The 25,378-nt window shown below is 67.9% G+C and carries 18 protein-coding genes and 1 pseudogene; 5 read left to right on the top strand and 14 right to left on the bottom strand.

Features of this window, described 5'->3' with window-relative positions; genetic code table 11:
* The first annotated feature begins 471 nt into the window (after positions 1 to 471).
* Positions 472 to 2,118 (top strand): lipopolysaccharide biosynthesis protein, encoded by a 1,647-nt coding sequence (locus MJ797_RS13550; protein WP_239334716.1) that lies wholly within the window; start codon positions 472 to 474, stop codon positions 2,116 to 2,118.
* Here the strand turns inward: MJ797_RS13550 and MJ797_RS13545 are convergent.
* From MJ797_RS13545 to MJ797_RS13510, 8 genes are all read right to left on the bottom strand, one after another.
* Positions 2,040 to 2,684: an acyltransferase gene (locus MJ797_RS13545; protein WP_239334714.1), complete on the bottom strand. Its 645-nt coding sequence runs from the start codon at positions 2,682 to 2,684 to the stop codon at positions 2,040 to 2,042. The genes MJ797_RS13550 and MJ797_RS13545 overlap by 79 nt on opposite strands.
* Entirely contained in the window at positions 2,681 to 3,823 is a 1,143-nt protein-coding gene (locus MJ797_RS13540; RefSeq protein WP_239334712.1) for a DegT/DnrJ/EryC1/StrS aminotransferase family protein, read from the bottom strand. Before MJ797_RS13540 ends, MJ797_RS13545 begins: the two co-directional genes overlap by 4 nt.
* Complete coding sequence (locus tag MJ797_RS13535) at positions 3,820 to 5,163, bottom strand: glycosyltransferase (RefSeq protein WP_239334711.1); 1,344 nt, start codon at positions 5,161 to 5,163, stop codon at positions 3,820 to 3,822. The genes MJ797_RS13540 and MJ797_RS13535 overlap by 4 nt, the downstream gene beginning before the upstream one ends.
* Positions 5,160 to 6,341: a DegT/DnrJ/EryC1/StrS aminotransferase family protein gene (locus MJ797_RS13530; RefSeq protein WP_239334710.1), complete on the bottom strand. Its 1,182-nt coding sequence runs from the start codon at positions 6,339 to 6,341 to the stop codon at positions 5,160 to 5,162. The genes MJ797_RS13535 and MJ797_RS13530 overlap by 4 nt, the downstream gene beginning before the upstream one ends.
* Positions 6,338 to 7,561 (bottom strand): glycosyltransferase, encoded by a 1,224-nt coding sequence (locus tag MJ797_RS13525; protein ID WP_239334709.1) that lies wholly within the window; start codon positions 7,559 to 7,561, stop codon positions 6,338 to 6,340. Before MJ797_RS13525 ends, MJ797_RS13530 begins: the two co-directional genes overlap by 4 nt.
* Positions 7,558 to 8,559 carry an SDR family NAD(P)-dependent oxidoreductase gene (locus MJ797_RS13520; RefSeq protein WP_239334708.1) on the bottom strand — a complete coding sequence of 334 codons (1,002 nt, stop codon included), beginning with the start codon at positions 8,557 to 8,559 and terminating at the stop codon, positions 7,558 to 7,560. Before MJ797_RS13520 ends, MJ797_RS13525 begins: the two co-directional genes overlap by 4 nt.
* A complete protein-coding gene (locus tag MJ797_RS13515) occupies positions 8,556 to 9,602 on the bottom strand; it encodes a Gfo/Idh/MocA family protein (protein WP_239310934.1) in 1,047 nt (348 codons plus the stop codon). The genes MJ797_RS13520 and MJ797_RS13515 overlap by 4 nt, the downstream gene beginning before the upstream one ends.
* 88 nt (positions 9,603 to 9,690) lie before the next feature.
* Positions 9,691 to 14,577 (bottom strand): DUF4082 domain-containing protein, encoded by a 4,887-nt coding sequence (locus tag MJ797_RS13510; RefSeq protein WP_239334706.1) that lies wholly within the window; start codon positions 14,575 to 14,577, stop codon positions 9,691 to 9,693.
* A gap of 429 nt (positions 14,578 to 15,006) precedes the next feature.
* Here MJ797_RS13510 and MJ797_RS13505 point away from each other — a divergent pair, with 429 nt between their 5' ends.
* Positions 15,007 to 16,383 carry an MFS transporter gene (locus MJ797_RS13505; RefSeq protein ID WP_239334705.1) on the top strand — a complete coding sequence of 459 codons (1,377 nt, stop codon included), beginning with the start codon at positions 15,007 to 15,009 and terminating at the stop codon, positions 16,381 to 16,383.
* Positions 16,384 to 16,457: 74 nt separating this feature from the next.
* Positions 16,458 to 17,459, top strand: a complete 1,002-nt coding sequence (locus MJ797_RS13500; RefSeq protein WP_239334704.1) for a TolB-like translocation protein — start codon at positions 16,458 to 16,460, stop codon at positions 17,457 to 17,459.
* A gap of 57 nt (positions 17,460 to 17,516) precedes the next feature.
* Here MJ797_RS13500 and pth read toward each other — a convergent pair whose 3' ends face one another.
* Positions 17,517 to 18,122 (bottom strand): aminoacyl-tRNA hydrolase, encoded by a 606-nt coding sequence (pth, locus tag MJ797_RS13495; protein WP_239334702.1) that lies wholly within the window; start codon positions 18,120 to 18,122, stop codon positions 17,517 to 17,519.
* A 19-nt stretch (positions 18,123 to 18,141) separates the two neighbouring features.
* Positions 18,142 to 18,783, bottom strand: a complete 642-nt coding sequence (locus tag MJ797_RS13490) for a 50S ribosomal protein L25/general stress protein Ctc (protein WP_239334747.1) — start codon at positions 18,781 to 18,783, stop codon at positions 18,142 to 18,144.
* A 167-nt stretch (positions 18,784 to 18,950) separates the two neighbouring features.
* Between MJ797_RS13490 and MJ797_RS13485 the strand changes: the two genes are divergently transcribed.
* Positions 18,951 to 19,646, top strand: a complete 696-nt coding sequence (locus MJ797_RS13485; protein WP_239334700.1) for a NeuD/PglB/VioB family sugar acetyltransferase — start codon at positions 18,951 to 18,953, stop codon at positions 19,644 to 19,646.
* A 91-nt stretch (positions 19,647 to 19,737) separates the two neighbouring features.
* Here MJ797_RS13485 and MJ797_RS13480 read toward each other — a convergent pair whose 3' ends face one another.
* The 3 genes from MJ797_RS13480 to glmU form a co-directional block, all read right to left on the bottom strand.
* Complete coding sequence (locus MJ797_RS13480; protein ID WP_239334698.1) at positions 19,738 to 20,829, bottom strand: esterase family protein; 1,092 nt, start codon at positions 20,827 to 20,829, stop codon at positions 19,738 to 19,740.
* 124 nt (positions 20,830 to 20,953) lie between these two features.
* On the bottom strand, positions 20,954 to 21,928 hold the full coding sequence (locus MJ797_RS13475; RefSeq protein WP_239334696.1) for a ribose-phosphate diphosphokinase: 975 nt from the start codon (positions 21,926 to 21,928) through the stop codon (positions 20,954 to 20,956).
* A gap of 61 nt (positions 21,929 to 21,989) precedes the next feature.
* Positions 21,990 to 23,486, bottom strand: coding sequence for a bifunctional UDP-N-acetylglucosamine diphosphorylase/glucosamine-1-phosphate N-acetyltransferase GlmU (glmU, locus tag MJ797_RS13470; RefSeq protein ID WP_239334695.1), 1,497 nt, complete (start codon positions 23,484 to 23,486; stop codon positions 21,990 to 21,992).
* Positions 23,487 to 23,958: 472 nt separating this feature from the next.
* Here glmU and MJ797_RS13465 point away from each other — a divergent pair, with 472 nt between their 5' ends.
* Complete coding sequence (locus MJ797_RS13465; RefSeq protein ID WP_239334694.1) at positions 23,959 to 24,948, top strand: acyl-CoA desaturase; 990 nt, start codon at positions 23,959 to 23,961, stop codon at positions 24,946 to 24,948.
* Between the two features lie 162 nt (positions 24,949 to 25,110).
* Here the strand turns inward: MJ797_RS13465 and MJ797_RS13460 are convergent.
* Positions 25,111 to 25,378: pseudogene (locus MJ797_RS13460) on the bottom strand (ABC transporter ATP-binding protein); the annotation flags it as partial.

The following is a 25,378-nucleotide window of genomic DNA, read 5'->3' as shown; positions in this document are numbered from 1 at the left end:
ATATCCTTTGGTCGGAACACCGATTCAATTGATCGCCGCCTGGCGACGCGATCGATGCCAAGTGAACACGCCGCATGTGCTTAGTGGTCGGCGCTGGAAGTTCATCCAGGGCCTGCCGGCGCCAGCCGGCGCCTCGCGTCGTTGTCGTCAGCCCAGGTAGAACACCGCTACCAGGGCCTCCTCCGCCTCGCGACGCATCCACCTGGCATCCGACAACCCCCGAAGGACTTCCAGCGCCGACCACTTAGAAGCAGCATGTTTACCTAAAGTGATACATCTCTTACTTTAAGTAAGATACCCCGAAAATGCGGCCCGCGTGCACTCCCGAAGGAACGAAGGGGCCACACCGCGTTGTCATTATGTTGTTTCCAGATGACATTATCGAGGACCGGCGTAGATCATAGCAGAGCCATGCTTCGATAAGCACCGCATGGCCGCGACATCACCTGGCCAGTCGCAGATGGGGGAACCATGCCGAACATGCCGGCAAGCGCGTCAACACCGGGGATGCCGTCCCCACGGACTCCACCCGAGCCGGCTCCAGGGCCGGCTGGCGGTACCCAGGAGGACGGCGTCAAAGACAGCGGCACCAGGAACGACAGCGGCGGAACAGGGCTCGGCGGGGCGGTACGGCGCGGCCTCGGCTTCAGCCTCCTGAACAACGCGCTCAGCCGGCTGGGCACCGTGGTCACCGGGATCGTGCTCGCCCGGCTGCTCAGCCCGTCGGACTACGGGGACTTCGCGGTCGCGCTGGTCGTCCTCAACGCCCTGTTGTCCATCAACGAACTGGGTGTCTCGCTCGCGATCGTGCGCTGGCCGGGGGAGCCACGGCTGATCGCCCCAACCGTCCAGACGCTGTCGACCGGCTTCAGCATCGGGCTTTACCTGCTTACCCTGGTGCTGGCGCCGACTATCGCAGACCTGCTCGGCTCACCCGCGGCGACCGGTCTGGTCCGGGTGCTGGCCCTGAGCATGATTGTCGACGGGGTGGCATCCGTACCCGCCGCCCTGCTCACCCGCGCGTTCCAGCAGGGCCGGCGAATGATTGCCGACCTCGCCGCACTCGCTGTCAATACAGGTGTCACGATCGGTCTTGCCGCCCTCGGGCACGGTGCCTGGAGCCTGGTCATCGGCTATCTGGCCGGTAACCTCACCACCTCGATAATGATCTTTGCCTTCGCCGGCGCGCGGATCAGGTTCGGCTTCGACCGGCACCAGGTACGTGGCCTGCTGGACTTCGGCCTGCCGCTGGCCGGGTCGAGCCTGCTGGTCTTCGGAGTGCTCAATATCCACTACGTGGTCGTCGGTGCTGTCCTGGGCCCGGTGGCCCTTGGCTTCTACATGCTCGCGTTCAACCTTTCCAGCTGGCCGGTGAACATGTTCTCGCTGGCCGTGCGCAGGGTGGCCATGCCGGCGTTCGCTCGGTTGTCCACCGACCGCAACGCGCTCACCGACGCGTTCGCCCGCTCGATCGCGCTGCTGATGGCCGCGACCCTGCCGGTCTGCGCGATCATCGCGGTGCTCGCCGGGCCCCTCATCCACATCGTCTACGGCCCGAAATGGGATGCCGCAGCTGACGCCCTGCGGTGGCTGGCGGTCCTCGGGGCGTGCCGGGTCGCGGCTGAACTCGCCTATGACCTGCTGGTGGGCGCGGGCCGTTCGCGCGCGGTCTTCGCCGTCCAGGGCAGCTGGCTGGCGGCGCTCACCCCGGCCCTGTTCATCGGGGCGCGGGCAGGCGGGATCGGTGGCCTTGCGTTCGCCCAAGCCGCGGTGGCGGTGGTCGTGGTAGGCCCGGCGTTCATCTTCGCCATCGCCAGGGCGGACGTACGGCCCATCGCCGCGCTGCGGTACTGCGGCCGCCCTGTTGTCGCAACCACGGCCCTTGTCCTGGTCATGGTGGGGCTCGGCACGGTGGTACGCGGGGACCTCGCCCAGCTGCTGCTGCTCCCCCTCGCCGGGCTGGCCGCATGCGCCGTGCCCCTGTTCCCGCTGCGGCGGCTGGTACGGCCAGAGCCGCACCAGCCGCCGCGAGACGCGTCCTACGGCGTCGAAACGGCCGAAACGGACGCCGAGGGCACGGCCTCGCACAGCCCGTCGGTGCCGGTCGCCGGCCGGTAGGCCGTCAGGCAGGCCACGCAGCGCAGATCGGGATCAAGCCTGTCCCCACAGGAACAGACCCAGCCCAGATTCCGTCCAGGATTGCCCGCGACCAGCGCGTACGCGGGCACATCCCGGATGACGACCGCGCCGGCGGCCACGAACGCGTACACACCCACGGTCACCCCGGCGACGATCGTCGCGTTGGCACCGATCGTCGCGCCACGGCGGATGAGCGTCGGAGCCAGCGCGTCCCGCGTCTTCTTCACCTCGGCACGCGGCCGGAAGTCGTTGGTGAAGACCATGTTCGGGCCCAGGAAGACATCGTCCTCCACGGTCACCTTGTCCCACACGAGCACCGCGTTCTTCACCGTCACCCGGTCACCGATCCGGGCGCCGGACTCGACGAAAACATGATCACAAATGTTGCAGCCCGCGCCGATCACGGCACCCGGCAGCACGTGCGCGAACGCCCAGACCCGGGTTCCCGGGCCCACGTCGTCGCTCTCGCACAGGCCGTGGGGATGGACGAACACGGCATCGCCGGAGGGCCTGGCAGCCTCCCGAGGCTTGGAAAAGTCCGTCATGGCAGCGCCCGCCGGAGCTCATCGGCGACCCGCCGCTGCTGCTCAGGGGTGATGTGCGGATACAACGGCAAGGAGAGAATCTCTCCAGCGGCCTTCTCCGCGACGGGGAAGTCACCGGCAGCGTGGCCAAGCCCCGCGAAGGCCGGCTGCAGATGCAACGGCACCGGGTAGTGGATCCCGGCTCCCACGCCCTGTTCGTGCAACCGGGCCAGTACCGCGTCCCGGTCGGGAATCCGCACCACGTAAAGGTGCCAGGCATGGATGTTGCCCGGCAGCGTCGCCGGTAGCCGGACCCGGGGGTCGTCGCCCAACAACTCGTCATAACGGACCGCCGCGGCCGCTCGCGCCTCGTTCCACCGGGCCAGCCTGGTCAGCTTGGCCCGCAGCACAACGGCCTGGAGGGTATCGAGGCGCGAGTTGAAGCCCAACGACTCGTGCACGTACTTGCGTTCGCTGCCGTGCGCGCCCAACAGACGCACCTTGCGCGCGAGCTCGGCATCATTGGTCAGCACGGCACCCGCGTCACCGGCGGCACCGAGGTTCTTCCCCGGGTAGAAGCTGGTGGCCGCCAGCAGGCCGAGCCCGCCAGCGGCCTGTCCGCCGCGGGCAGCGCCCTGTGCCTGCGCGGCGTCCTCAAGGACGATCGTGCCGGCGCGGCAGGCGGCCGCGATCCGCTCGACCGGCGCGGCCTGCCCGTACAGATGGACCGGGATCACCGCGCGAGTACGCTCGGTCAACGCTGCGCCCACCGCGTCCGGATCCAGCAGCAGATGCTCGTCGTCGACATCGGCGAACACCGGCAGCGCGCCCGCGCGCAGCACCGCCTCGGCCGTGGCCACGAAGGTGTTCACCGGCAGGATGACCTCGTCAGCACCGGCATTGCCACCGGTAGCGGCTCCAGTGCCAGTGCCGGCACCGACGCCGGCCGCGCGCAGCGCCAGCTCGATAGCGTCGGTGCCGTTGCCCACACCCACGCAGTACCCGACACCGCAGAAGTCGGCGTACTCGCGCTCGAAGGCCGCAACCTGCTTCCCGCCGACAAACGCGGTGGTCGCGAGCACCTCGTCGAACCCGGCCCGCACCTCCTCGGCGATCTCAGCCTGTGCAGCCGCCAGATCCACCAACGGAATCGTGGTCACCGCGACGTCCCTTCAATGGGGTAAGACGGCAGCTTCGCGAAGCCCGGAGCCACCGGATCTGAAGATGACTGACTGGAAGCGGCCGACCGGGCCGGGGGATTACCTGGCTGGACACGACGGGCGTTGAAGTCGTCCAACGCCGCCTGTCCACGCAGCTGGTCGTAGTGCCGCCGCACCTCGTGGGCGAACAGGCCCGCCGCGCTCACTCCGAGAGTACGCACCTCAGGCCGGCCCACGCCGGCCTGGAGCGTCCGGGCGTAGAGCGCCTCCTGGACACGAGCCGCGCGCTCCAGCGAGAAACGCCGCGTCACCAGATCGCGACCATAGTCGCCCAGCTGGCGGCGGCGATCCGCGTCCGTAAGCAATGGTTTAAGAATCTTGATCAGTCGACGCGCACCGCTGATCCGGTCGCCCTCGCCAATGCCGTACCAGCCCTGCCAGAGGAACGCATCGACGCTTTCGGGACCCAGCAGCTCGAAGAAACCGCCCTCACCCTGGACGATCAACGGCTTCGCGAAAGCCGCGGCCCGCAGTGCCGACCCGCCCATACCGATCGAGATGTCGGCAAGGGCGTACGCGGGCCGCGGATCGGTGAGCTCGCCGGTGAACACGACCACCTTGCCGCCCCGGATGGCGCCGATCCGCGCGGCATGCGCGGCAAGCTGCTCCCGCGCGGGGCCGTCACCCACCACCACCAGCCGCACCGGCAGGTCCACCGCCAGCCGGGCAACAGCGTCAACCGCGGCCAGGAGCCCTTCCAACTTCAGCTCGGTGGCGAGCCGCGACACCACAACCACATGAAGATCGGCCGGACTCAGGTCGAAACGGGTTCGCAGCTGGGTGAGCGCGGCATCGTCAACCGCGTCCGGGGCGTTGGCACGCACGTCGACCGGTGGCTCGATGAGGTCGACCGGACCGCGCCGCACAGCTCTGGCGGACTCGCCGATCAGCTCCGTGCCGACCACCAGGGGCATGCTGGACGGCAGGAACGGCGCAACCGCCATGGACATCACCGTGGCGAAGGCCGGCACGCCCAGCCTCGTGCGCGGCCCGAAGAAGGCCTCCAACGCCGGCGGCCACTCGTAGCCGTGCACCAGCTCGATCCGCCGTTCGCGCACCACCCGGCACAGTGCGCTCATCACCCGGGGCGACGGCCGCCGCCCCGGCTTCGGCGACGCGACGTAGTCAAGCCCGAGCGCACGCACCGTTTCGACAAGCGGGCCGGGCACCCCGAAGACGGTCACGTCATGGCCCAGATCCCGGACGGCCCCCGCCAGCTCCACCGCGTTGAGCTGGCTTCCCCCGATCTCCATCAGGTGGGGATAAACCAAGATCCTCACGAGCTGTGCACACCCTGTCCGACAACGCCATCCACGACATGCGCGCCACCGGTGATGGCATCCAGCAGCGCGCCCACCACCTGATCATGCTGTTGCTCGGTCATCGTGTGGAACAGGGGCAGGATCAGCGACTGCTCAGTCAGCCATTCGGTGACGGGAAGATCATCACGCCGCTGCCCGCCATAGGCGGGTTCCAGATGGGAGGCCATGATGCCGCGCCTGGCCGAGATACCGCGCTCGGCCAGGAGAGCGAGCAGCTCGTTGCGGCCCACCGCCGAGGTCGGCGGTGGGACCACCCAGAAGCTCTGGTAGTTGGCCATCCCCCCCGGCGGGTCACTGACGGTCACCAAACCTGGAACCACCGCGAGCAACCGCTGGTAGCGCTCGGCGAGGATGCGGCGACGTTCGACCATCGCGTCGAGCTTTGCCAGCTGGACCAGCCCGACCGCGGCCTGGATGTCGGTCATCCGGTAGTTGAAACCGGTCTCGCCATAGCTTTCCAGCACCGGCTGCCGGCTGCGGTGCCGCTCGGCCGCGCTCACGTTCATCCCGTGTTCGCGCAGCCGCCGCGCACGTGCGGCCCAGGCGGGATCGGTCGTGGTGAGCATCCCCCCCTCACCGGTGGTGAGCAGCTTGCGCGGATGGAACGACCAGGCCGCAAGCGGCGCGCCCGCGCCGACCCACCGGCCGTTCATCGTCGAGCCGGCGGCACAGGCCGCATCCTCAACCACGGCGACACCGCGCGGCCCGCACAGTCGCGACACCCCGGCAACATCCGCGGGTACCCCGCCCTGATGAACAACGATCACCGCGCGGGTGCGGCTGGTGAGCACGGGAGCCACCGTGTCCGCCGTGATGTTCCCGGTCGACGCCTCGACATCGGCGAACACCGGAGTGCCGCCGACATAACGGACGGCGTTCGCCGTAGCGATGAACGACAGGGACGGCACCACCACCTCGTCACCCGGGCCGATATCCAGCAGCACCAACGCGAGATGCAGCGCGGTCGTGCAGGACGACACCGCGACCGCCTCACCACCACCGAGCCTGTCCGCGAAGGCGCGTTCGAACTCGGCGACCCGCGGCCCCTGGGCAACCCATCCGGACCGGACCGCGTCAGCCGCGGCCTGTGCCTCCTGCTCACCCAGCCAGGGCGTCATCACCGGGATAGGGCTCATCGATCGGCCGCCTTCACCGTGGTGAGCGCCGTGACACTCGCACGATCACCGGCGGGCCCGGCCGGCAGGCCGCACAGCTCGGCCAGCTCAGCCGTGCGGGCCGCCCAGTCATGACGGTCGGCGAACGTGCGCCTGTCAGCCGCGAGGCTGTCGGTACGGGGCACATCCAGCGCCGCCGCGGTCTGGGCGGCAAAGCGCTGCGGGCTCGCGCCGATGCTGATCAGGTCAGTGTCCAGCCAGCGGCTGGCGGGCAGGTCGGTACTTACCGCGCCCCGGCCCGCGGCCAGGTACTCAAGGGTCTTGAGCGGAAAACTGGCCTGGTTGAAGGCGGAATCGGTGTACGGGGTGAGCCCCACATCAATCATGCGCAGGTACGACGGCAGGTCCGCGAACGCCTTCGGGCCCACCCACTCCACGTTGGGCCGTGACAGCAGCGCGTCCAGACGCTTGATCTCGAATGTCGCCTGCCGCGGCCCGACGAGGAGGACGGAGATGTCCCGATCGGCCACCGCCTCCAGGTGCGTCAGATCGATGCGGTCGGACAGGTGCCCGACAAAACCCGCGATCGGGGACGGCAGGTGCACGTCCTCGGGCAGTGGCGCGTTGTCACAGCCGGCGAAGTGACCGGCGTCGACACCGTTGGGCACCAGCACCGGCTCGGTGCCCATGGCCCGCCACCGGTCCACCAGTACCGGGGAGACTCCCACGACCACGTGCGCCTTGGTGAGCTGGCGCCGCTCGGCCTGTTCCAGCCACGGCCTGGACACGCCCATCAGCTCGGCACCCGCGACGAAGTCGTCGGTGCCGTAGAAGACCCGGCGGGCCCCGGGCGCGACATCGAGCAGGTCGGCAAGGGAGTCCACGATGACCGCGCGAACGGTCGCACCGATACGCCGCAGAGCCCGCCGGACGGCGTCACGGGCGGCCAGCCTCGCCGCCTCCCGCATGACCGGACGGCTTACCCCGGGCGGGGTGACGGGCGTCAGCCGGATGATCCCCGGCTGGACCACGCGCAGCCGGGGACGACGCAGGGCAGCGGCGGTGTTGCGGTCCTTCAGCGGCGTCAGGTAGGAGATCGGCGGGTCGACCCACAGCACCGGGAGCTGGCGCGACAGGTGCAGCGCAACATGGCGCATCGGGAACCAGATCCCGTCCCAGGACGTACCGGAGCTGCACACCACGAGCTCGCGGGGCCGCGTGAGCGCGGGCAGCGGGCTCATGAGCCGAGCTCCGGCCGCGCCTCGCGCCACCATGCGACCAGCTGCCGCAGGCCTTCCGTGAGGCCGACCTCGGCCTTGAAACCCAGCCGGGACGCGGCGGCCGAGGTGTCCGCGAGGCGACGGGCCACCGGGTTCACCCGGCGCGCGGGCCCGTGCTCCAGACCGAGATGACCGGCGCCCATCACCGCGGCCAGGGCCTCGGCAAGTTCACGCAACGACGTCTCAACACCAGACGCGACGTTGAAGACCTCATCGGTGATGTCCGCCTGCGCCGCCATCAGGTTGGCCCGAGCGATGTCCGTGGTGAATACGAAGTCCATGGTCTGCGTGCCGTCGCCCAGGATGAGCGGCGGCTGGCCAGCGGCGATCCGCTCCATCCAGCGCACCAGGACTTCGGTGTAAACACCGTGCACGTCCATCCGCGGCCCGTACACATTGAAGTAGCGCAGCGCTACGTAATCAAGGCCATACATGGCGTAGAAGCTACGGAGAAGGCCTTCGTTGAAGACCTTTGCCGCGCCATAGATCGTGTCGTTGTGGTACGGATGATGATCTTCGGAGGTGGGGAACACCGCCGCCTGGCCGTACACGGATGCCGACGACGAGGCCACCACCTTGGGCACACCGCTGGCAACCGCGGCCTCCAGGACGTCGAAGGTCCCGTCGACAAGCACCTCGAGCGCCAGCCGGGGCTCCTCGGCGCACTGGGTGATCCGGATCGCGGCCAGGTGGAACACGATGTCGGTTCCGGGCATCAGCTCCGCCAGTAACGCGCGGTCGCGGATGTCACCGGTGACCAGACGCACCCGCCCGGACCTCAGGGCGGTGGCCAGGTTGGCCTCGCGGCCGCGGGTCAGGTTGTCCAGCACCACGACCTCGGCCGCGCCGGCCTCGACAAGCTGGTCACACACGGTCGAGCCGATCGTTCCGGCACCACCGGTGACCAGGCAGCGAGTGCCGGCGAGGGCAACAGCGGCGCTCCGCGGGGCCGTGGTCATCGGGCGACCTCCAGCAGCGGGACGCGGGCGCCGCCCGAACGCAGGCTGCGCGAGGCGGCCTCAAGCATTCCCAGGACCCGCAGGCCAGCGCGACCATCGGTCGCGGACGGGCTCCCGCTTTCGATGGCCGTCGCCCACTGGGTCATCACCGTACTCAGCGCTTCCCGTTCGGCCAGCGCGGGGGCGACCATGTCGCCACTGCGGTAGGAGATCATCATGTTCCGTCTGCTCTCACTTTCCAGCACGTTGGCTTCCGCGAGATCGACCCCGCGGTCATAGATCGACAGACGCTGCGCGGGGTCCAGGTCGTTCCAGACGAGGGTCCGCCGCGAACCGCCGACGATCACCGTCCGGACCTTGATCGGCGATAGCCAGTTCACATGGGTGTGGGCGATCGCGCCGTTGGACAGCGCCATCGACAGGTAGCCGACGCAGGCCCTGCCCGCGCCGATCGGGTCGGCACCGGTGGCCGTCACGGCTTCGGGCGTCACTCCATCGGGCAGAATGAAGTCGAAGATTGACAGGTCGTGCGGAGCAAGATCCCAGATCACGTCGACGTCACGCTGGACGAGACCGAGATTGACCCGCACCGAGTCGACGTACTGGATCTCGCCGAGGGCACCGGCCCGGACCAGTTCGCGGATCTTCATAACCGCCGGCGTGTAGCAGTAGGTGTGGTCGCACATGAGAACGAGGCCACGGGACTCCGCCGCGTCGACCAGCTTGCGGCCTTCCGCCACCGACGAGGCGAGCGGCTTTTCGACGAGCACGTGCTTGCCCGCGTCCAGCGCCCTCAATGCGACATCCACATGTGTGGCAGCCGGCGTGGCAATGGCCACCGCGCCCACCTGCGGATCATCAAGAATGTCATCAAGCCGGTCCGTGGCCCGGACATCGCCGTACGAACCGGCGACCGCACGGGCGCGGTCGCTGTCAATATCGCACAGCCACCTGAGCCGGAACTCCGAGCTTCCCCGGAGGTTTCGGACGAGGTTGGGACCCCAGTACCCCGCACCGACAACGGCCGCACCGATCAAGGACAACGCTTTCCCCCCAAAAGACGGTACGAGTTCGCCGGGCACGCGAGCGTGCCCGGCGAACTCCACGGCAAATCACCCCACGACGACAGGACTACGAAGTCGGGTCAAACACTACGTCAACCCAGTAGTTGGCGGCATTATACGTGCTTGTTGGAAACACCGAGGTGGCCGAGTAGATATACAGGCCGTTACCACCAGACGAAGGGCTGGACGGCGCGGTGAGCGGGCCACTCACCAGCCCGGACGACAGGAAGTAGCCACCATTGACGGAATAGTGGCCGACGCTGGTGTGGTAGGAGACCACGTAGGTGCTACCTGCCGTAACAGCAACCGGCGTCGAGAAACGAACCTCCTGCCATCCGGTAGTCGACTCACCGGTAAACGTAGCGGTGGCCAGCGCCGTGCCGGAGCCGCTCCACAGCGTGCCCGTGTGCGTACCGGTGTTGGCTGCCGACTTGTAGAAACGAACGCCGAGAATCCGGCCATTCACGGAGGGTATGAACTGCACCCCCAGCTCAGCCGCGTTGGTGTCGCCCGCGTCGACAGATCCCGGCACTGTCGAATCACTCCAAAGTGAGAACGGTCCGGTCGGACTTGATGCACTGGCTGTGGTGAACGTCCAGCTGGTGGACGACATCGTATTCCCAGCCGCATCTTTGGCACCACTGACGGTGACAGTGTACTGAGTGCTCGGCGTCAGGGCGGCGGCGGGGGTGAAGGTCTCCGTGAACGCGGCGGCGTCATAGGCGGCCGAGCCGCTGACCGGGCCGCCCCCACCGGACAGGGTCATGGTGACCGTCGAGGGGACGACCGCCTCCGTGAAGGCCGCCTGAGGCGCCACGTCCACCGGGACCGACGACGCACCGCCCAAGGGCGATCGTACCGCTACCGCCGGTGGTGTATTGTCGGGTGGCGCGGTCGTGGTGAACACCACGTCCACCCAGTAGTGGGCACCGGCGAAACTGTGGTCAGGGAATCCACCAGCGCCGTACAGGTACAGTCCGTTGCCGCCCGCGGTAGCGCTGTCCGGTGCATGGAGGGGTGCATTGTTGACGGTGGTGCTCAGTACGCCGGCGCTAGCCGAGTAATGGCTGTTCGGCGCGTGGTAAGAGGCAACATAGGTGGTGCCGGCGGTGATCGCGACCGGCGCGGAAAGGCTCACCTGCTGCCATCCGGACGCGGTCTCACCTGTGAAGGTCGCGGTCGCGAGCGCGGTGCCGTTATTCGTCCACAGCGTGCCCACATGCGTGCCGGTGTTCGCCACGCTCTTGTAGAAGCGCAGCCCGGTCACCCAGCCGCTGGTATCCGCGCTGAAGCGCACGCCGAGCTCGGCTCCCTGGGTGTCGCCGGAATCCAGCGTCGCGGGGACGGAAGTCGTATCAAAAATCGAACATGGGCACCGGCCCGCGGTGGTGAAGGACCAGGATACGGGCGCCATCATGTTGCCGGTCGGGTCGGTCGCCCCGGATACCGACACGGTGTAGACGTGACCGGTCGCCAGCGTCGCGGTCGGCGTGAGTGTCGCTGTCCTGCTCGGCGCGTCGTAGGCCACCGTCGACGGGACGACGCTGTTGTCCTGGGCGTCGGTCAGCCGCATCGTGATACTCGACGGCGTGACGCGCTCGCTGAAGATCGCCTTTATCGCCGAGGTGACCGGGACGCTGTTCGCGCCCGCGCCCGGGGCCGTGCTGGTGATCGTCGGCGGGGTCACGTCCGGCGGTAGCGACAGGACCACGTCAACCCAGTAGTTCGTGGTCGACGGCTGCGTCGGGAACGCATGGCTGCCGTAGACATAGACACCGTTCGGCCCGTCCTGCCCGCTGGCGAGCGCGTGCAACGGCGGGTTGTCGACCCCAGCTGAGGCGAACTGGTTGAGCGTGGTCGAGTAGCGGCCAGTGGTGGTGTGGTAGGAGGCGATGTAGGTGGTGTCCTTGACAATGGACACGGGAGTGGCGAACGTCAGCGTCTGCCAGCCCGTGCTGCTCTCCCCGCTGAACGTACCGGTAGCCAGCTGGGTACCAGTGGACGACCACAGCGTCCCGGTGTGGGTGCCGGTATTCGCCGGCCCCTTGTAGAACCGGATACCGGTGATCTTTCCATCCTCGTCGGAGCGGAACTTGACCCCGAGCTCGACCGCGCCGGTGTCGGCTTCGGTGATATTCGCCGGAGTCGCGGAGTCGGGCCATATACCGCACGGGCACAGGCCGTCCGCCGGTGGCTGCTGCGTGGTGGTGAAGGTCCACGTCACCGGAGCGGCAAGCAGGTTGCCCGCGATGTCCCGCACACCGCTGACGGTTGCCGTGTAAGTCGTACCGGTAGCCAGCGCCGCGGTCGGTGTGAATGTCGCGGTCCTGGTCGCCGCGTCGTACCCGACGCCGCCCGCCACGTTCTGCCCACCCGCGCCGACGGTGAAGGTGATTGTCCCGGGCTGCACGGCCTCGCTGAAGACCGCTGTCGGGGTCACCGCCGTCGACACGCTGGAGGACGAGGGCAGCGGTGTCTGGCCCGTCACCGTCGGCGGGGTGACGTCAGGCGGCGCGACATCGGAGAACACCGGGTCCACCCAGTAGTTGGTGGATCCGTACGTGCTGGTCGGGAACCCGGTGCCGCCCGCGCGGTAAACCCCGTTGGGAGCGCTCCCGGAGTCCTTGGCCGCGTGCAGCGGCACGGCGTCAGCCGCGGTCACCTCGAAGAAGCCCGCGTCCGCCGCGTAGTGCCCGCCCGGCGCCCAGTAGGAGGCGACATAGGCGGTGTTCCTGGTTATCTGCACTGGCTGCGCGAAGGTGACCTGCTGCCAGCCGGACGCGCTCTCCCCGGTGAAGGTGGCGGTGGCCAGCTGGGTGCCGGTGGCCGACCACAGCGTCCCGGTGTGCGTACCGGTGTTTCCGCTGCCCTTGTAGAAACGGACTCCGGTGACCCAGCCGTCGACGTCAGCGGTGAAGCGGACGCCCAGTTCCAGCGCGGTCGTGTCGGCGACCGCCGGCGTCTTCGGGGTCACGGCGGAACCGAAAACCATGCACGGGCAGCTGACATTGACCGATACGGTCACCGGCGCCGAGATGTTGGCACTGTCGTCGGACGCACGGGCCTTGATCGTGACTGCCCCGAGGCCGTGGACCGTCCCGGTGTAGGTCCAGCTCTCGCGCCCGGTCGCCGGATGCCAGGTGGCGCCGCCGTCGATGGAGACCTCCACACCACCGACGGCTCCGCCACCGGCGTCGGCAGCGGTACCGGTCACGGTCAGCTGGCTGCCGTTGGTGACGGCTGTTGCGGCGGCCGGCGAGGTGATGGCCACCGACGGTGCCGTGTGGTCCGTCGACGCGGTGGCCGTGACCAGCCCTGGCATCAGCGTTGCCGGCTGCGCGCCCATGTCCGCCAGCAGGTTCACCGTCGCCTGCTGCATGTTGGCGTCAACCGCCGTTGCCGTGCCGTCGTGCACGGCATCCAGGCCCCAGGTGAACTGGATGGTGCCCGCGCCGAACACGAGCGCGCCGCTCGCGGCGCGGTAGAGCGTCATGTGGTGCGTGGTCGTACCGGCCGCGACCGTGGTCCCGTAGTCCTGAAGGTACTGGCTGACAGCGCCGGTGGTCGTCGACAGCTGTACGAGGCCGGCCGGGCGGGAGCCGTTGTCGAGATCCTCATCGGACTCGTACCCGATCGAGTGCTGGGAGAGAGCCGCCGAAGTCCCGGGCGCCAGGCTGGCGACAGCGGTGTTGCGCCAGAAGCGCATCTTGCCGTCCGCGGCCGGGACCATCATGGTGAGGTCGTCACTGTTGACCATGTAGGCGGTACCGGTCAGCGAGTTCTCCGGACGGCCGCCGTCGGCTGGCGGGCTCTTGCGTGGGTCACGCCAGGTGCCGGTCCATGTCGGCGGGTCCTGCGGGTCGACCACGTCGAGGTAGGTCTCCTTGTAGGTGACCATGGTCCGGTACGGGGTGTTGGACCCCTCGGTGCTCGGCTCCCAGCGGGTCTTCCAGTAGACCTCGTTGCCGCTGAAGAAGGCCAGGTTGACACCGGCGTCCCGGGCCGCCTCGACATTCGCCCGCTGCGGGCCCGACCAGTACTCGTCGTGGCCGACCGAAAGAAACGTCCGGTGGTTGGTCAGCAGGCTGCCGTAGCGATCGGTGTCGACACCGCTGGCGTACGAGACATCGTAACCATTTCGCTCAAGAAAACGAATCATCGGGTACTCGTTGGCGAAGACGAAGTCACGGCCGTCCGGAACGTCACCACGAGTTGTGAACGGACGGTTGTAACTGACCTTGTAGGCGCGCCCGATCGGCCCCGGGTACAGGCTCGCCCCGCCGAAGGAGTTGTACGCCTGCCAGCTGGTGTCGGAGGTCTGGTACAGCACGTCCGAGTGGCTCGCGTCGTTGCGCACGACGAAGACGATGTGGTTGTCCGCGCCCGTGTCGGTACGGACCAGCTTGGCCACGTAGACGCCGGAGACCGCGCTGCTCGGCACCGCCCAGGTCGCGGACTCCGCCCAGTTGCCGCAGTCGGTGAGGTTGGTGGCGGTGTAGAAGAGGCAGGCAGGCTGGCTCTGCACGCCGGAGTGGTTGACGGTGGCCATCTTCCTGGCTCCGTCACCGCCGTACCAGCCGAGCCGATAGATATCGAGCCGATAGGCGCTGGCACTGGTCTTGATCTTAAAGTGCACCGTGCCGCCGGCATTGACACTGATATCGGTGCTGAATCCCTGGATGGTGTCGCCGCCGGTGCCGGCGAGGTCCCATTCGGACTGCGGCGAACCGGTCTTGGTGTTCTCACAGGCGATCGGGTTGACGACTGGCGGGCCACATGGGTCGGCCGCGCGCGCACGAGAGGCAAGCGGTACGGAAAGGGCTATCAGAATCCCGACCGTTACCGACAGGACAATCCATCGTGAAGCGAGCGGCGAGACGAGGCGCGAATGCGCCCTCGTTTTGCTTGCGGCCAGCGACGAGGACAGCATTTTTCCGCTGTTTGAAATTCTCACCTGCAGGACTCCTACCTGCGGAGACGCCCCCGGAAGAACGTCATTTGGTCACGCAAAGCCCCCAGGATGGACGGAGTCCGAAAATTGGTGATATATCGACATGACATGCTCGACCCCCCCAGCCTCCCCAGCGGTGGCCCGCCTGCCACGGCAGTACCGCGGCACCGCGCCGGCCCCCGGCGAAGCAGCCCCCTCCTGGACGTCGGACTACCCCCCTACCGGAGCCCGACCAGCAGAAATTACCCTATATGGCGTTGCATATCTAGTCTCAGTCCGCATGTTGTGGCGATGACCAGAAAATTGTCCCCTTAACGACACACAGCCCGATCGCCGGTCAACAGCGAATCATAAATTTAGGAAAAATTTTGACAAAAAGTCGTATTAAATATTGACAGTTGATTCTTAACCTGCCCAAAGGGAAAAGTGCCCATGTACTCGACACTGCGTGACGGTCCACCGCCCCACCCGCCGGACGCCGCATCCGATCAGCCGCGGCCGGCCCGACGCCCCGCGGGCCTGGCCGTCGCCCCGGTCGTACTCATGCTCGGCCTCACCAGCATGCTCACCGATCTGTCCACCGAGATGGTCACCGCGGTGCTGCCGCTGTACCTCGTCCTCTCCCTCGGCTTCAGCCCGCTCCAGGTCGGCGTCGTCAACGGCCTGTACCAAGGTGTGACCGCGCTGGTCCGGCTGGCGGGAGGCGTAGCCTCGGACCGCCTCGGACGGCACCGTGACGTGGCCGCGGCGGGTTACGCGCTGTCGGTGCTCTCCAGGCTCGCTCTGCTCGTACCCGGGGGCTCAGCGGCGGTCGTCTCGGGTTCGATCGTGACCGACCGGGTAGGTAAGGGCATCCGGACCGCACCTCGGGACGCGCTGCTCTCGCTGGCCGCCACCGAGAACGGTCTCGGAGTCGCCTTCGGGGTGCACCGGGCCATGGACACCTTCGGCGCGATGCTCGGCCCGGTGGCGGCGTTCGCGGTCCTGTCGACCGTTCCCGGCAGTTACCGCCTCGTCTTCGCGGTCAGCGCGTGTGCCGGTGTGGTGGGCCTGGCTGTCCTGGTGTTCTTCGTCGATCGCCACCCGGCTCCCGAAGCCGCCGCACAGCCCGGCAGCGCGGCGGGGATCACGATCATAAAACCTTCGGGCGCTGATGGGCGGCCCGGCCCGTCGGCCCCCGCTGGCACTGCGGCCCCTTCCGATATTCCGGCGCAACCAGCAATGAAAATGTCACTGCGAGATATGATGCTCGCCGTGACCGACCGGCGGCTGCGCCGGATTCTGGTGGCCGGCTGCGTGCTGGCGCTGGCAACCATCGGCGACGCGTTCATCTACCTGCGCATGCAGCAAACTCTCGAGATCACGCCGACGATGTTCCCCCTGCTCGCGGCCGGAACATCTGGTATGTACCTGCTCACCTCGGTTCCGCTCGGACGGCTGGCGGACCGGATCGGGCGGGCCCGGGTGTTTCTCGGCGGCTTCGGAGCTCTGCTGGGTGTCTACGTGACGCTGCTGTCGCCGCTGCGGGGGATGACCGCGCTACTGTGCTGTCTGGGTTTCCTGGGCCTGTACTACGCTGCCACCGACGGCGTCCTGTCAGCACTCACCAGCGCCGCGCTACCCGCCGGAGCTCGAACCACCGGCCTGGCACTGGTGCAGAGCGGCGTGTCACTCGGTCAGCTGGCGGCCTCGGCCGCCTTCGGCGCGCTGTGGACGGCCGCCGGTGTGGAAACCGCGTTGACCGCGGCTGCTGTTCTCCTTGCCGTCGCCCTTGCCATCGCATGGTCAGCTCTGCGGAGGACGATGTGACCGCCAGCACCAGATCATCAGCCAGATCGGCCGTGCCGCGCTCGAACCGCTGGCGTCGGCGCACAGCATTCGCGGTGGTCGTACTGTGTGCCGTCGCGCTCACTATCGGTTATGGAATCAGCCTCTCCCGCCGCTCGTCCCCGGTAGCGGCCCAGGCCGCAAGCCCGCGTCCGATCGACCTGACCTCGCTGCTGCGCACCCCGGTGGTCGTTTTCCGCAGCAGCGAACGGGGGCCTAGCTACGGCGAGGTGTCCGTCGCGAAACTCAACGACCTGAACGCTCCGCGCGTCGTCACGAACCTGCAGTGCGACCGTGTCGACATGGTGGCGACGGTCGGGCTGTGCCTGGCGGCGAGCCCGGGCATCTACACCAGTTACAAGGCGTTCACGTTCTCTCCGGACATGCAGGTGCGGCACGGCTTCAACATCGTGGGCATTCCGAGCCGGGCCCGCCTGTCCCCGGACGGCCGGCTGGCCGCGGTAACCACGTTCGTCTCGGGCCATTCCTACGCAAGCGCGGGTTTCTCGACCGCTACGACGCTCTACGACGTCTCCGCCGGCCGGGAGATCGGCAATCTCGAGTCGTTCACCGTCACCAGGGATGGCAAGGAGATCCACCCCACCGACGCCAACTTCTGGGGAGTGACCTTCGATCATGACGATGACCGCCTGTACGCGACGCTGTCCACCGGTGGCCAGACCTATCTTGTGGTCGGCAGCATCAGGACGCGGACGCTGCGCGCCCTGACGACCAACGTCGAGTGCCCATCCCTGTCACCGGACGGAACCCGGATCGCCTTCAAGAAACGCGCCCAGGGAAGCCTGGTGCAGTGGCGGCTGACCGTGCTGGACCTCGCGACGATGCGCGAGACGCCGCTCGCCGAAACCCGTAGTGTCGATGACCAGGCTGCCTGGTTCGACCAGAACACCGTTGCCTACGGCCTGCCGAGAACCTCGGACCAGGACAGCGTGATCAACGATGTGTGGGGAGTGGCCGCTGATGGCTCCGGTGCCCCTCGGGTGCTGGTGGCGCAGGCGTGGTCGCCCGCTTTCGTCCAGACCGGGATCTCGGGCTGACCGGAGCGGCGCATCGACCGGGTCACTACCGGGCCAGCCGGCCAGCGGGCCGGGCCGCTACCGGGTCAGTGCGTGAAAACGATTCTGGGCCGCGGCCAGCCCTTCGGCGACGACCTGTTCGACCGCGTCCGCCGCGGTGTCCACCACGAAGGCGAGTTCCTTGCGTTCAACCGAGGAAAAGTCCCGCAGGACGAAGTCGGCGGGGTCCATCCGACCGGGTGGACGCCCAATACCGAGCCGAACTCGCAGGTAGTCACGCGAGCCCAGCGAAGCCGTAACGGATCGTAGACCATTATGACCGTTGTCGCCGCCGCCGAGCTTGAGCCGGACAGCTCCGAAAGGGATATCCAGCTCGTCGTGCACGACCAGAACTCGTCCTGCATCAACCTTGAAAAAGGTACGCAGAGCCGCGACCGGGCCGCCCGAGGCGTTCATGAAGGAATGTGGCTTGGCAAGCACCGCCTGGGCGCCGGCAAGCCGCGTCTGCACGACGTCGGCGCGTGCCCGATGGGTCCGAAAACGGTCCCCGACCCGCTCGGCAAGCAGATCGAGGACCATGAAGCCGATGTTGTGCCGGTTACCGGCGTACGTCGGACCGGGATTGCCCAGCCCGACGACCAGCCATGGCCCGGCAGCCACGCCATCGGCTCCCAAGCCGGTCATGACACCGCCAGCGGGCTCATCAGGCCGAAGCGTCGGTCTTCTCGCCCGCCGCGGCGGCTGTCGCGCCGCCGGCTGCCTGCTCGGCCCCGGCGAGTTCGGCGTCCATCTGGGCGACCGTCAGCTTCGCCAGCCCCTGGACGACGACCTGCCCCGCGTCGGTGTCCAGGATGGAACCCGCGGGCAGGACGAGCTGACCAGCATTGATGTTCGCGCCGGGCTCGAGGCCGGCAATGTCGACCTCGATCGACCCAGGGATGTCAGTCGCGTCGGCCCGCACCGAGACGGTGGTCAGCTGCTGGTCGACGAGAGTGTCGCTGTGGGCGTCACCGACCAGTACGACCGGGATCTCCACAGTGACCCGCTCGCCGGTACGGATGATGACCAGGTCGACGTGTTCGAAACTACCTCTGATCGGATGCCGCTGGACGTCCTTGGGAAGAGCGAGCTGAGTCCCGTCGGACAGCTCCAGCCGGAGCAGCACGTTCGTGCCGGCATCGGTTTTGAACGCGTGCAGGAGCTCGTGGGCCTGCAGCGAGATATGGCGGGGCGGTTGACCGTGACCGTACAGAACGGCCGGGACCTTGCCGGCCTTGCGGGTACGACGAGCCCCGCCCTTGCCGAACTCGGTACGCGGCTCCGCGGCAATGCGGACCTCGGACATGGCGGTACTCATCCTCCTACAGCCTGGGGAACAACGGCGCGGCGCGAAACAAGCGGGAAGCGCCTGCCGGAACAGCGCGGTCCTTCACAGTACCGGACGGGACGCGGCGGGGCTGACCCGCCCTCCGGTGGGTCAGCCCCTCATCGGTACGAGTTATAACAGGTCCCGTGACAGATCGCGCACGTCAGCCGCTGCTGTTGGTCGGTGCGGGCGGGCTCGCCCGTGAGACGGCGCAGGCCGTGTACGCCGCGGACAGCCATCGGCTGCTCGGCTTCACCGACGACAACCCGGCCCGCTGGGGCTGTGTGCTGGACGGTCTGCCCGTGCTCGGTGGCACCGAGGTCATCGCCAGCATGCCGGACGCGGTGGTGGTGCTCTGCCCCGGTTCCGGCGCGGTACGAGCGCGGCTCGCCGCCCGGCTGGCCGCGGGTGGCATCGGCGCGGAGCGCTTCGCCACCGTCGTCCATCCTGGGGTTCATGTACCGCCGTCCTGCACGGTTGGTCACGGATCGATCCTGCTGGGTGGCATCGCCATGACCACTGCTGTCACTATTGGTAACCACGTGGCGGTCATGCCGAACTCGGTGCTCACCCATGACGACGTCGTGGAGGACTTCGCGACGATCTGCGCGTCGGTCTCGCTGGCCGGCGGGGTGCGTGTGGGTGCGGGCGCCTACGTCGGCGCGGGCGCACTGGTCCGGGAGAACCTCTCGGTCGGCCCGTGGTCAACGGTCGGCATGGGCACGGTCGTACTCGCCGATGTGCCCGCGGCCGAGGTCTGGGTCGGCAACCCGGGCCGCTTCCTGCGCGGCGCCGAGCCCGCTACCAGCGTCGGCAACAGCACGGTCCGCACTGACCACTAACCACCGACCGCCGACCACCGGTCCAGTGCCCGGGACCGGCGGCGCGCGGTGCCGGCCTCCTGCCCAGCGCGGATCCCCTGCCTGCGGGTCGCTACGCGGCGGACACCCGCGCGACGTCAGCCGCGAACCAGGAAAGCGCGTCCCGCAACGCCGGCCGCCAGACGGTGAACGTGTGTACTCCCGGCCGCACATGCAGCTGCACCAGGTAGCCGTTCGCGTCGAGAAGATCGTGCATGTGCCTCATGGCGCCCGCGACCTTGCGGTCATGACGTCCCACGTCAAGCCAGACCTGCGGCCGCGGGCCCGGACCGAGGCCATCGATGTAGAGATCCGGGCTGTTCGCCAGCGCGGCGGCCGGCGCCTGTGGACCAGCGCCGAACAACGGCCTCAGGCCGCCGGTGTGGGTCGGGCGGGTCAGCCCGGACATGTCTATGATCGATCCGAACATGAACCTGTTCCGCAGCCCAAGATTAAGCGCGCAGTAACCGCCGGCGGACATCCCGGCGATGCCCCGGTTGGTCCATCCGGGCTCGATCCTCAGCGTCGCCTCGACCGCCGGTACGACATCACGCAGCAGGTGGGTCTCGACGCGCTCACCGATGCCGTCAACGCACTCGGGGTCGTCAAGCCAGCCGTGGCTCATGCGCGGCATCACTATGATCACCGGATGGCCGGTGACCGCGACCCGGTCACCGGCATCGGCCGCCTGCCCACCCCGCAACCAGTCAGCTGGAATCCCAGGTGACCCGTGGATGAGGTAAAGCACCGGAAAGCGCCGTTGTGACCGGTCGAAGTACTGCGGTGGAAGATAGACGAGTGCGGTCGTCGCCCCGAATCCGCTGCCCCTGTCGGGGACTGGGAGGGCCAGAACCGCTCCGTGCGGATGCGAACGCACGGTGGCTGACGTCGTCGAAGGGCGCAGGTCCGTGGTCCTCAGATGTGGGTCGGAGCCCCCCTCCGTGGCCGCTCCGATCACATCCCCGAGCCGGGGGAGGTAGCTGAAGTAGGCGTTGACCGCGTCAGCCGCCACCGTGATCGTGAGCAGCACGGCCATGAGACAGACCACCGCCCTGGGCGCTCGCGACAGCTTCCGGTGGATACGGAACAGCACGATCCATGTGGCTGTCGCCGCCATGAGCAGAGCACCGATGAAGGCGCCGGACAGAACGGGCAAACCACTCATCGCACGGTCACCGGGCCCGATGCGTCCCGCGCCGCTCGTGTCCGCGCGGGCTGCCGGGGCAGCGCCGGAACAATCAACACGGACACTCGCGGTCAGACAGGCGGATACACAGCTGATCCGGCGGTCATGCGTCCCCGCCGAAGAGCTCAGTCACCGATCCGTCCTCAAAAACGGCCCTGATCGCAGCGGCCAACAGCGGCGCGATCGACAATTCTGTGATCTTGTCAATGCGGGCCTCGCTGCGTAGCGGCAACGTGTTGGTGAGCACGACCTCACTGATGTCGGAGTTCTTCAGGCGGTCGACGGCGGGACCGGAAAGCACGCCGTGGGTCGCCGCGGCGATCACCTCGGTTGCGCCGTTCTCGCTCAGCGCCTCGGCAGCCTTGGTGATGGTGCCCGCAGTATCGATCATGTCGTCGACGACGACACAGGTCCGGCCCCTGACCTCTCCGACCACGTCGAACATCTTGACCTGGTTCGGTACATCCGGGTCGCGTCGTTTGTGGATGATGGCGAGCGGGCAGCCGAGCCGGTCGGTCCAGCGCTCGGCAACGCGGACGCGGCCGGCGTCCGGGGCCACCACCGTTACAGCGGAGGTGTCGAGCTTGCTCTCGATGTAGTCGGTGAGCAACGGCAACGCGAAGAGATGGTCAACCGGCCCGTCGAAGAACCCCTGGATCTGGGCGGTGTGTAGATCGACCGACATCAGCCGGTGCGCACCGGCGGTCTTGAACAGGTCCGCGATCAGCCGGGCCGAGATCGGCTCCCGGCCGCGGTGCTTCTTGTCCTGCCGGGCGTAGGGGTAGAAGGGGGCCACCACGGTGATGCGTTTGGCGTTTGCGCGCTTGAGCGCGTCCACCATGATGAGCTGCTCCATCAGCCAGGTGTTCACCGGCGCGGAGTGACACTGCAGCACGAAGGCGTCACACCCGCGAACCGACTCCTCGAACCTTACGAAGATCTCTCCGTTGGAGAACTCATAGGCGCTGGTGGGCACCGGCACGACGTCAAGCGCGCTGGCCACCTCGGCCACCAGTTCAGGATGTGCCCGACCACCGAAAAGCATCAGGTTGCGCCGGTTCTCGGTCTGGTAGCCCATCAGGATTCTCCAACCTGGTCCATTCGATTACGCTCGGTTCCCATCGGCACCCGGTAGGTATCTACGGTCGGCCCCCGCCGCCGGTCATGCCAGCAATGGTGGCGGAGGTGGCCGTCCGGCCGGGTTCACCAGCCGCATCGTCCGTTGCGGCCCGAGCCGCCGCGGTTCCCGGCCGGCGCCGTTGCACCCATCCCTCGATCGTGCGCTGCCGGCCCTCCCGAACGGCCAGCGCTCCCGGCCGCACATCCTCGGTGATAATCGAACCGGCACCCGTGTACGCACCGTCTCCCACCCGCACCGGCGCGACCAGCACGGTGTCGCTACCGATCTTGACATCCATGCCGATCACCGTACGGTGCTTGGCAATGCCATCGTAGTTAGCGAAGATCGTCCCACACCCGATATTGCTACGTTCGCCGATCACCGCGTCGCCGACGTAAGCCAGATGGGGCACTTTCGCACCGTCAGCGACCTGGGCTGACTTGGTCTCCACAAAGGCACCCAGCTTGACCCCGCGCCCGATGTGCGTCCCCGGGCGCAGGTGCGTGTACGGACCGACAACGCAATCCGGCCCGATCACTGAATCGGCCGCGGTGGTACGGCTGACGGTGGCCCCAGCCCCGACCACCGTGTCGGTCAGGGTGCAGTCCGGACCGACCACGGCCGCGGCGGCCACCCGGGTGCTGCCGTGCAGGAACGTGTTCGGCAGCAGCGTCGTGTCCGCCTCAAGGACGACATCGACGTCGATCCAGGTGGTGGACGGATCCACCACCGTGGTGCCCGCCCGCATCGCCGCGGTGACGATTCTGTCCCGCATGGTGATGCCGGCCGCGGCGAGCTGGACCCGGTCGTTCACTCCGAACGCCTCGCCCGGATCGTCGAGCGGACAGGCGGCCACGGCCTGCCGGCGTGCGAAAAGCACCCCGATCACGTCGGTCAGATATTCTTCGCCCTGCCCATTGTCAGTTGTCAGGGCTGTCAGCGCCTCGACCAACGGACCCGCCGTGAACACGTACACCCCGGTATTGATCTCGCGGATGGCCGCGGTGGCGGGGTCCGCGTCCGACTGCTCGACAATCGCCCGGACGTCACCCGACGGTCCACGAATCACCCGGCCGTAGCCGGTCGGATCGGAAAGCTCGGCGGTCAGCACGGTTGCCGACGCGGCCGCGCGGACATGCTCGGCCAGCAGCGCCACCATCGTCGCGCCGGTCAACAGCGGGGTGTCCCCGGGGAGCACGACCACCAGCTCATCCGGCCGGATACCCGCCGCCGCCCGCAGCGCGGCCCGGACCGCGTGCCCGGTGCCACGCTGGTCGTCCTGCACGACCGGCGACACGGCCGGGGCTCGTCCGGCGATCGCCGTGATCACCTGCTCCCGCGCGTGCCCGACCACCACGAGCTGCCGCCGCGCGTCGAGCGGAGCCACCGCGGCGAGGACGTGCTCAAGCAGGGATCGACCCGCAATACGCTGCAACACTTTGGGGATGGTGGAACGCATCCGTTTACCCTCGCCTGCCGCGAGGACGACAACTGCCGCCGGACGTGGTTGGCTCACACGAGCTCCCGTGATCGCGGACATCAACGTCAGTGTACGGTGAGCTTACCGGGTCACGGCTTACCGGATACGGTTTACCGGCCGCCATCATGGGCAGGAAGAACAATTCGGGCGACGACAAGCAACCCAACGAGGATAAACCGACCGCACGTCACGCCGGTAGCCATCGGTCGAACCTCTCGCTCCGCCGCCACGACTCGAACGTGGACTAGAAGAACCAAAATCTCCTGTGCTGCCGATTACACCACGGCGGATCGAGGAAAATCGATCGCAGTATACCAGCACGAACCCAATCCGCCAAAGATCGCACAATCACGCCGACGGGTGTCCGGCTCATGACGGTCAGCCCGGCCGCACGGATTGTTCGCATGGATGTTCCCCGTGGCGAGCACCACACACTGCCGCAACAAGCTACCGTGACCCAACGGAAGCCGTCGTGGCGACGAACACGACCGATGGGCGGGATTGTCTCATGACCACTACAGACACAGTGAACGCGACGGGCGTCACAGCCCGCGCGGCACCTGGTGTAACCGCCCCGCCTCGCCACACCGTCGCGCCGCGTTCATCGCTCAAGGCCCGCGGTGAACAGATCACGCTGGCCACGATCATCGTGCTTCCCCTGACGGCGCTGGCCGCGGCGGTACCCCTGCTGTGGAATCGGTGGATCAGCTGGCAGGACGTGCTCCTGGCCGCGACCATGTATATGATCACTGGCCATGGCGTGACCATTGGTTTCCACCGCTACTTCACACACCGCGGCTTCAAGACCTCCAGGCCCGTACGTGTCGCGCTCGCCATCGCCGGCAACATGGCGATCGAGGGACCGGTGATCCGCTGGGTCGCCGACCACCGGCGCCACCACGCCTTCAGCGACAAGGACGGTGACCCGCACTCACCGTGGCGTTATGGCACCGGCACCTGGGCGGTGGCCAGGGGCCTGTGGCACGCTCACATCGGCTGGCTGTTCGACGTCGAACAGACCGACCAGCGCCGATACGCCCCGGACCTGCTCGACGACGCTGACATGGTCCGGGTCAGCCGGATGTTCGCGGTCTGCGCCGCGGTGAGCCTCGCCGCGCCCGCGCTCATCGGCGGGCTGTGGCGCGGCTCGTTCGAAGGCGCGCTGCAGGCGTTCTTCTGGGCGAGCCTGGTCCGGGTGGCCCTGCTGCACCACGTGACATGGTCGACCAACAGCATCTGTCATGTCGTCGGCAAGCACCCGTACAAATCGCGGGACCGTTCCGGAAATGTCTGGCCGCTCGCCTTCCTTTCGATGGGCGAGTCCTGGCACAACCTGCATCATGCCGAACCAACCCTGGCCCGCCACGGGGTCAAGCCCTGGCAACTGGACACCAGCGCCTATCTGATCAAGCTGTTGGAAACGCTGCGAATCGTCCATGATGTCCGTTGGCCGGATCCCGAACGCATCCGGGCAAAAGAAGTCCAGCCAACGTCCTGAGCGTGTTCGGAAGCGTCATTCCGGCGGGGCGCGTTCAGACGCGCGCCCCGGCCGCGTCGCCGGCCAAACCGAATCCCTGTTGCCGGGCGCGCTTACCTGGTTGACGCGTACCTCGTTGCTGCGCGAAACGCGCGCTGAAGGGCGCTATCCGGATGAAACGGGTCAGGCATCCTCGAGGTCGGTCGCGAGAGCGAGCCAGGCATCCTCGGTCCGAGCCTTTTCCGCGACTACCGCGCGCAGGTCGGCGTCGAGTGCGAGTAGACGCTCATGGTCGGCAGCCGCCTCCGCAAGCGCCGCGTGCAGGGCGGTCTCCTGCCGTCCCAGCCGCTCCAGCGCGCGCTCCAGCCGGTTGAGTTCCTTGCGCGCGACCCGCGTCCGGCCCGCCGCGGGCGCGGCCGTGCCCGCGGCTGCGGTCCGGACGCCGCCGGCG

This window comes from Protofrankia sp. CiP3, from assembly GCF_917627345.1.
GTDB lineage: Bacteria > Actinomycetota > Actinomycetes > Frankiales > Frankiaceae > Protofrankia.
Note: the sequence above shows the minus strand (reverse complement) of the source record. Positions and strands in the feature narration are given on the sequence as shown.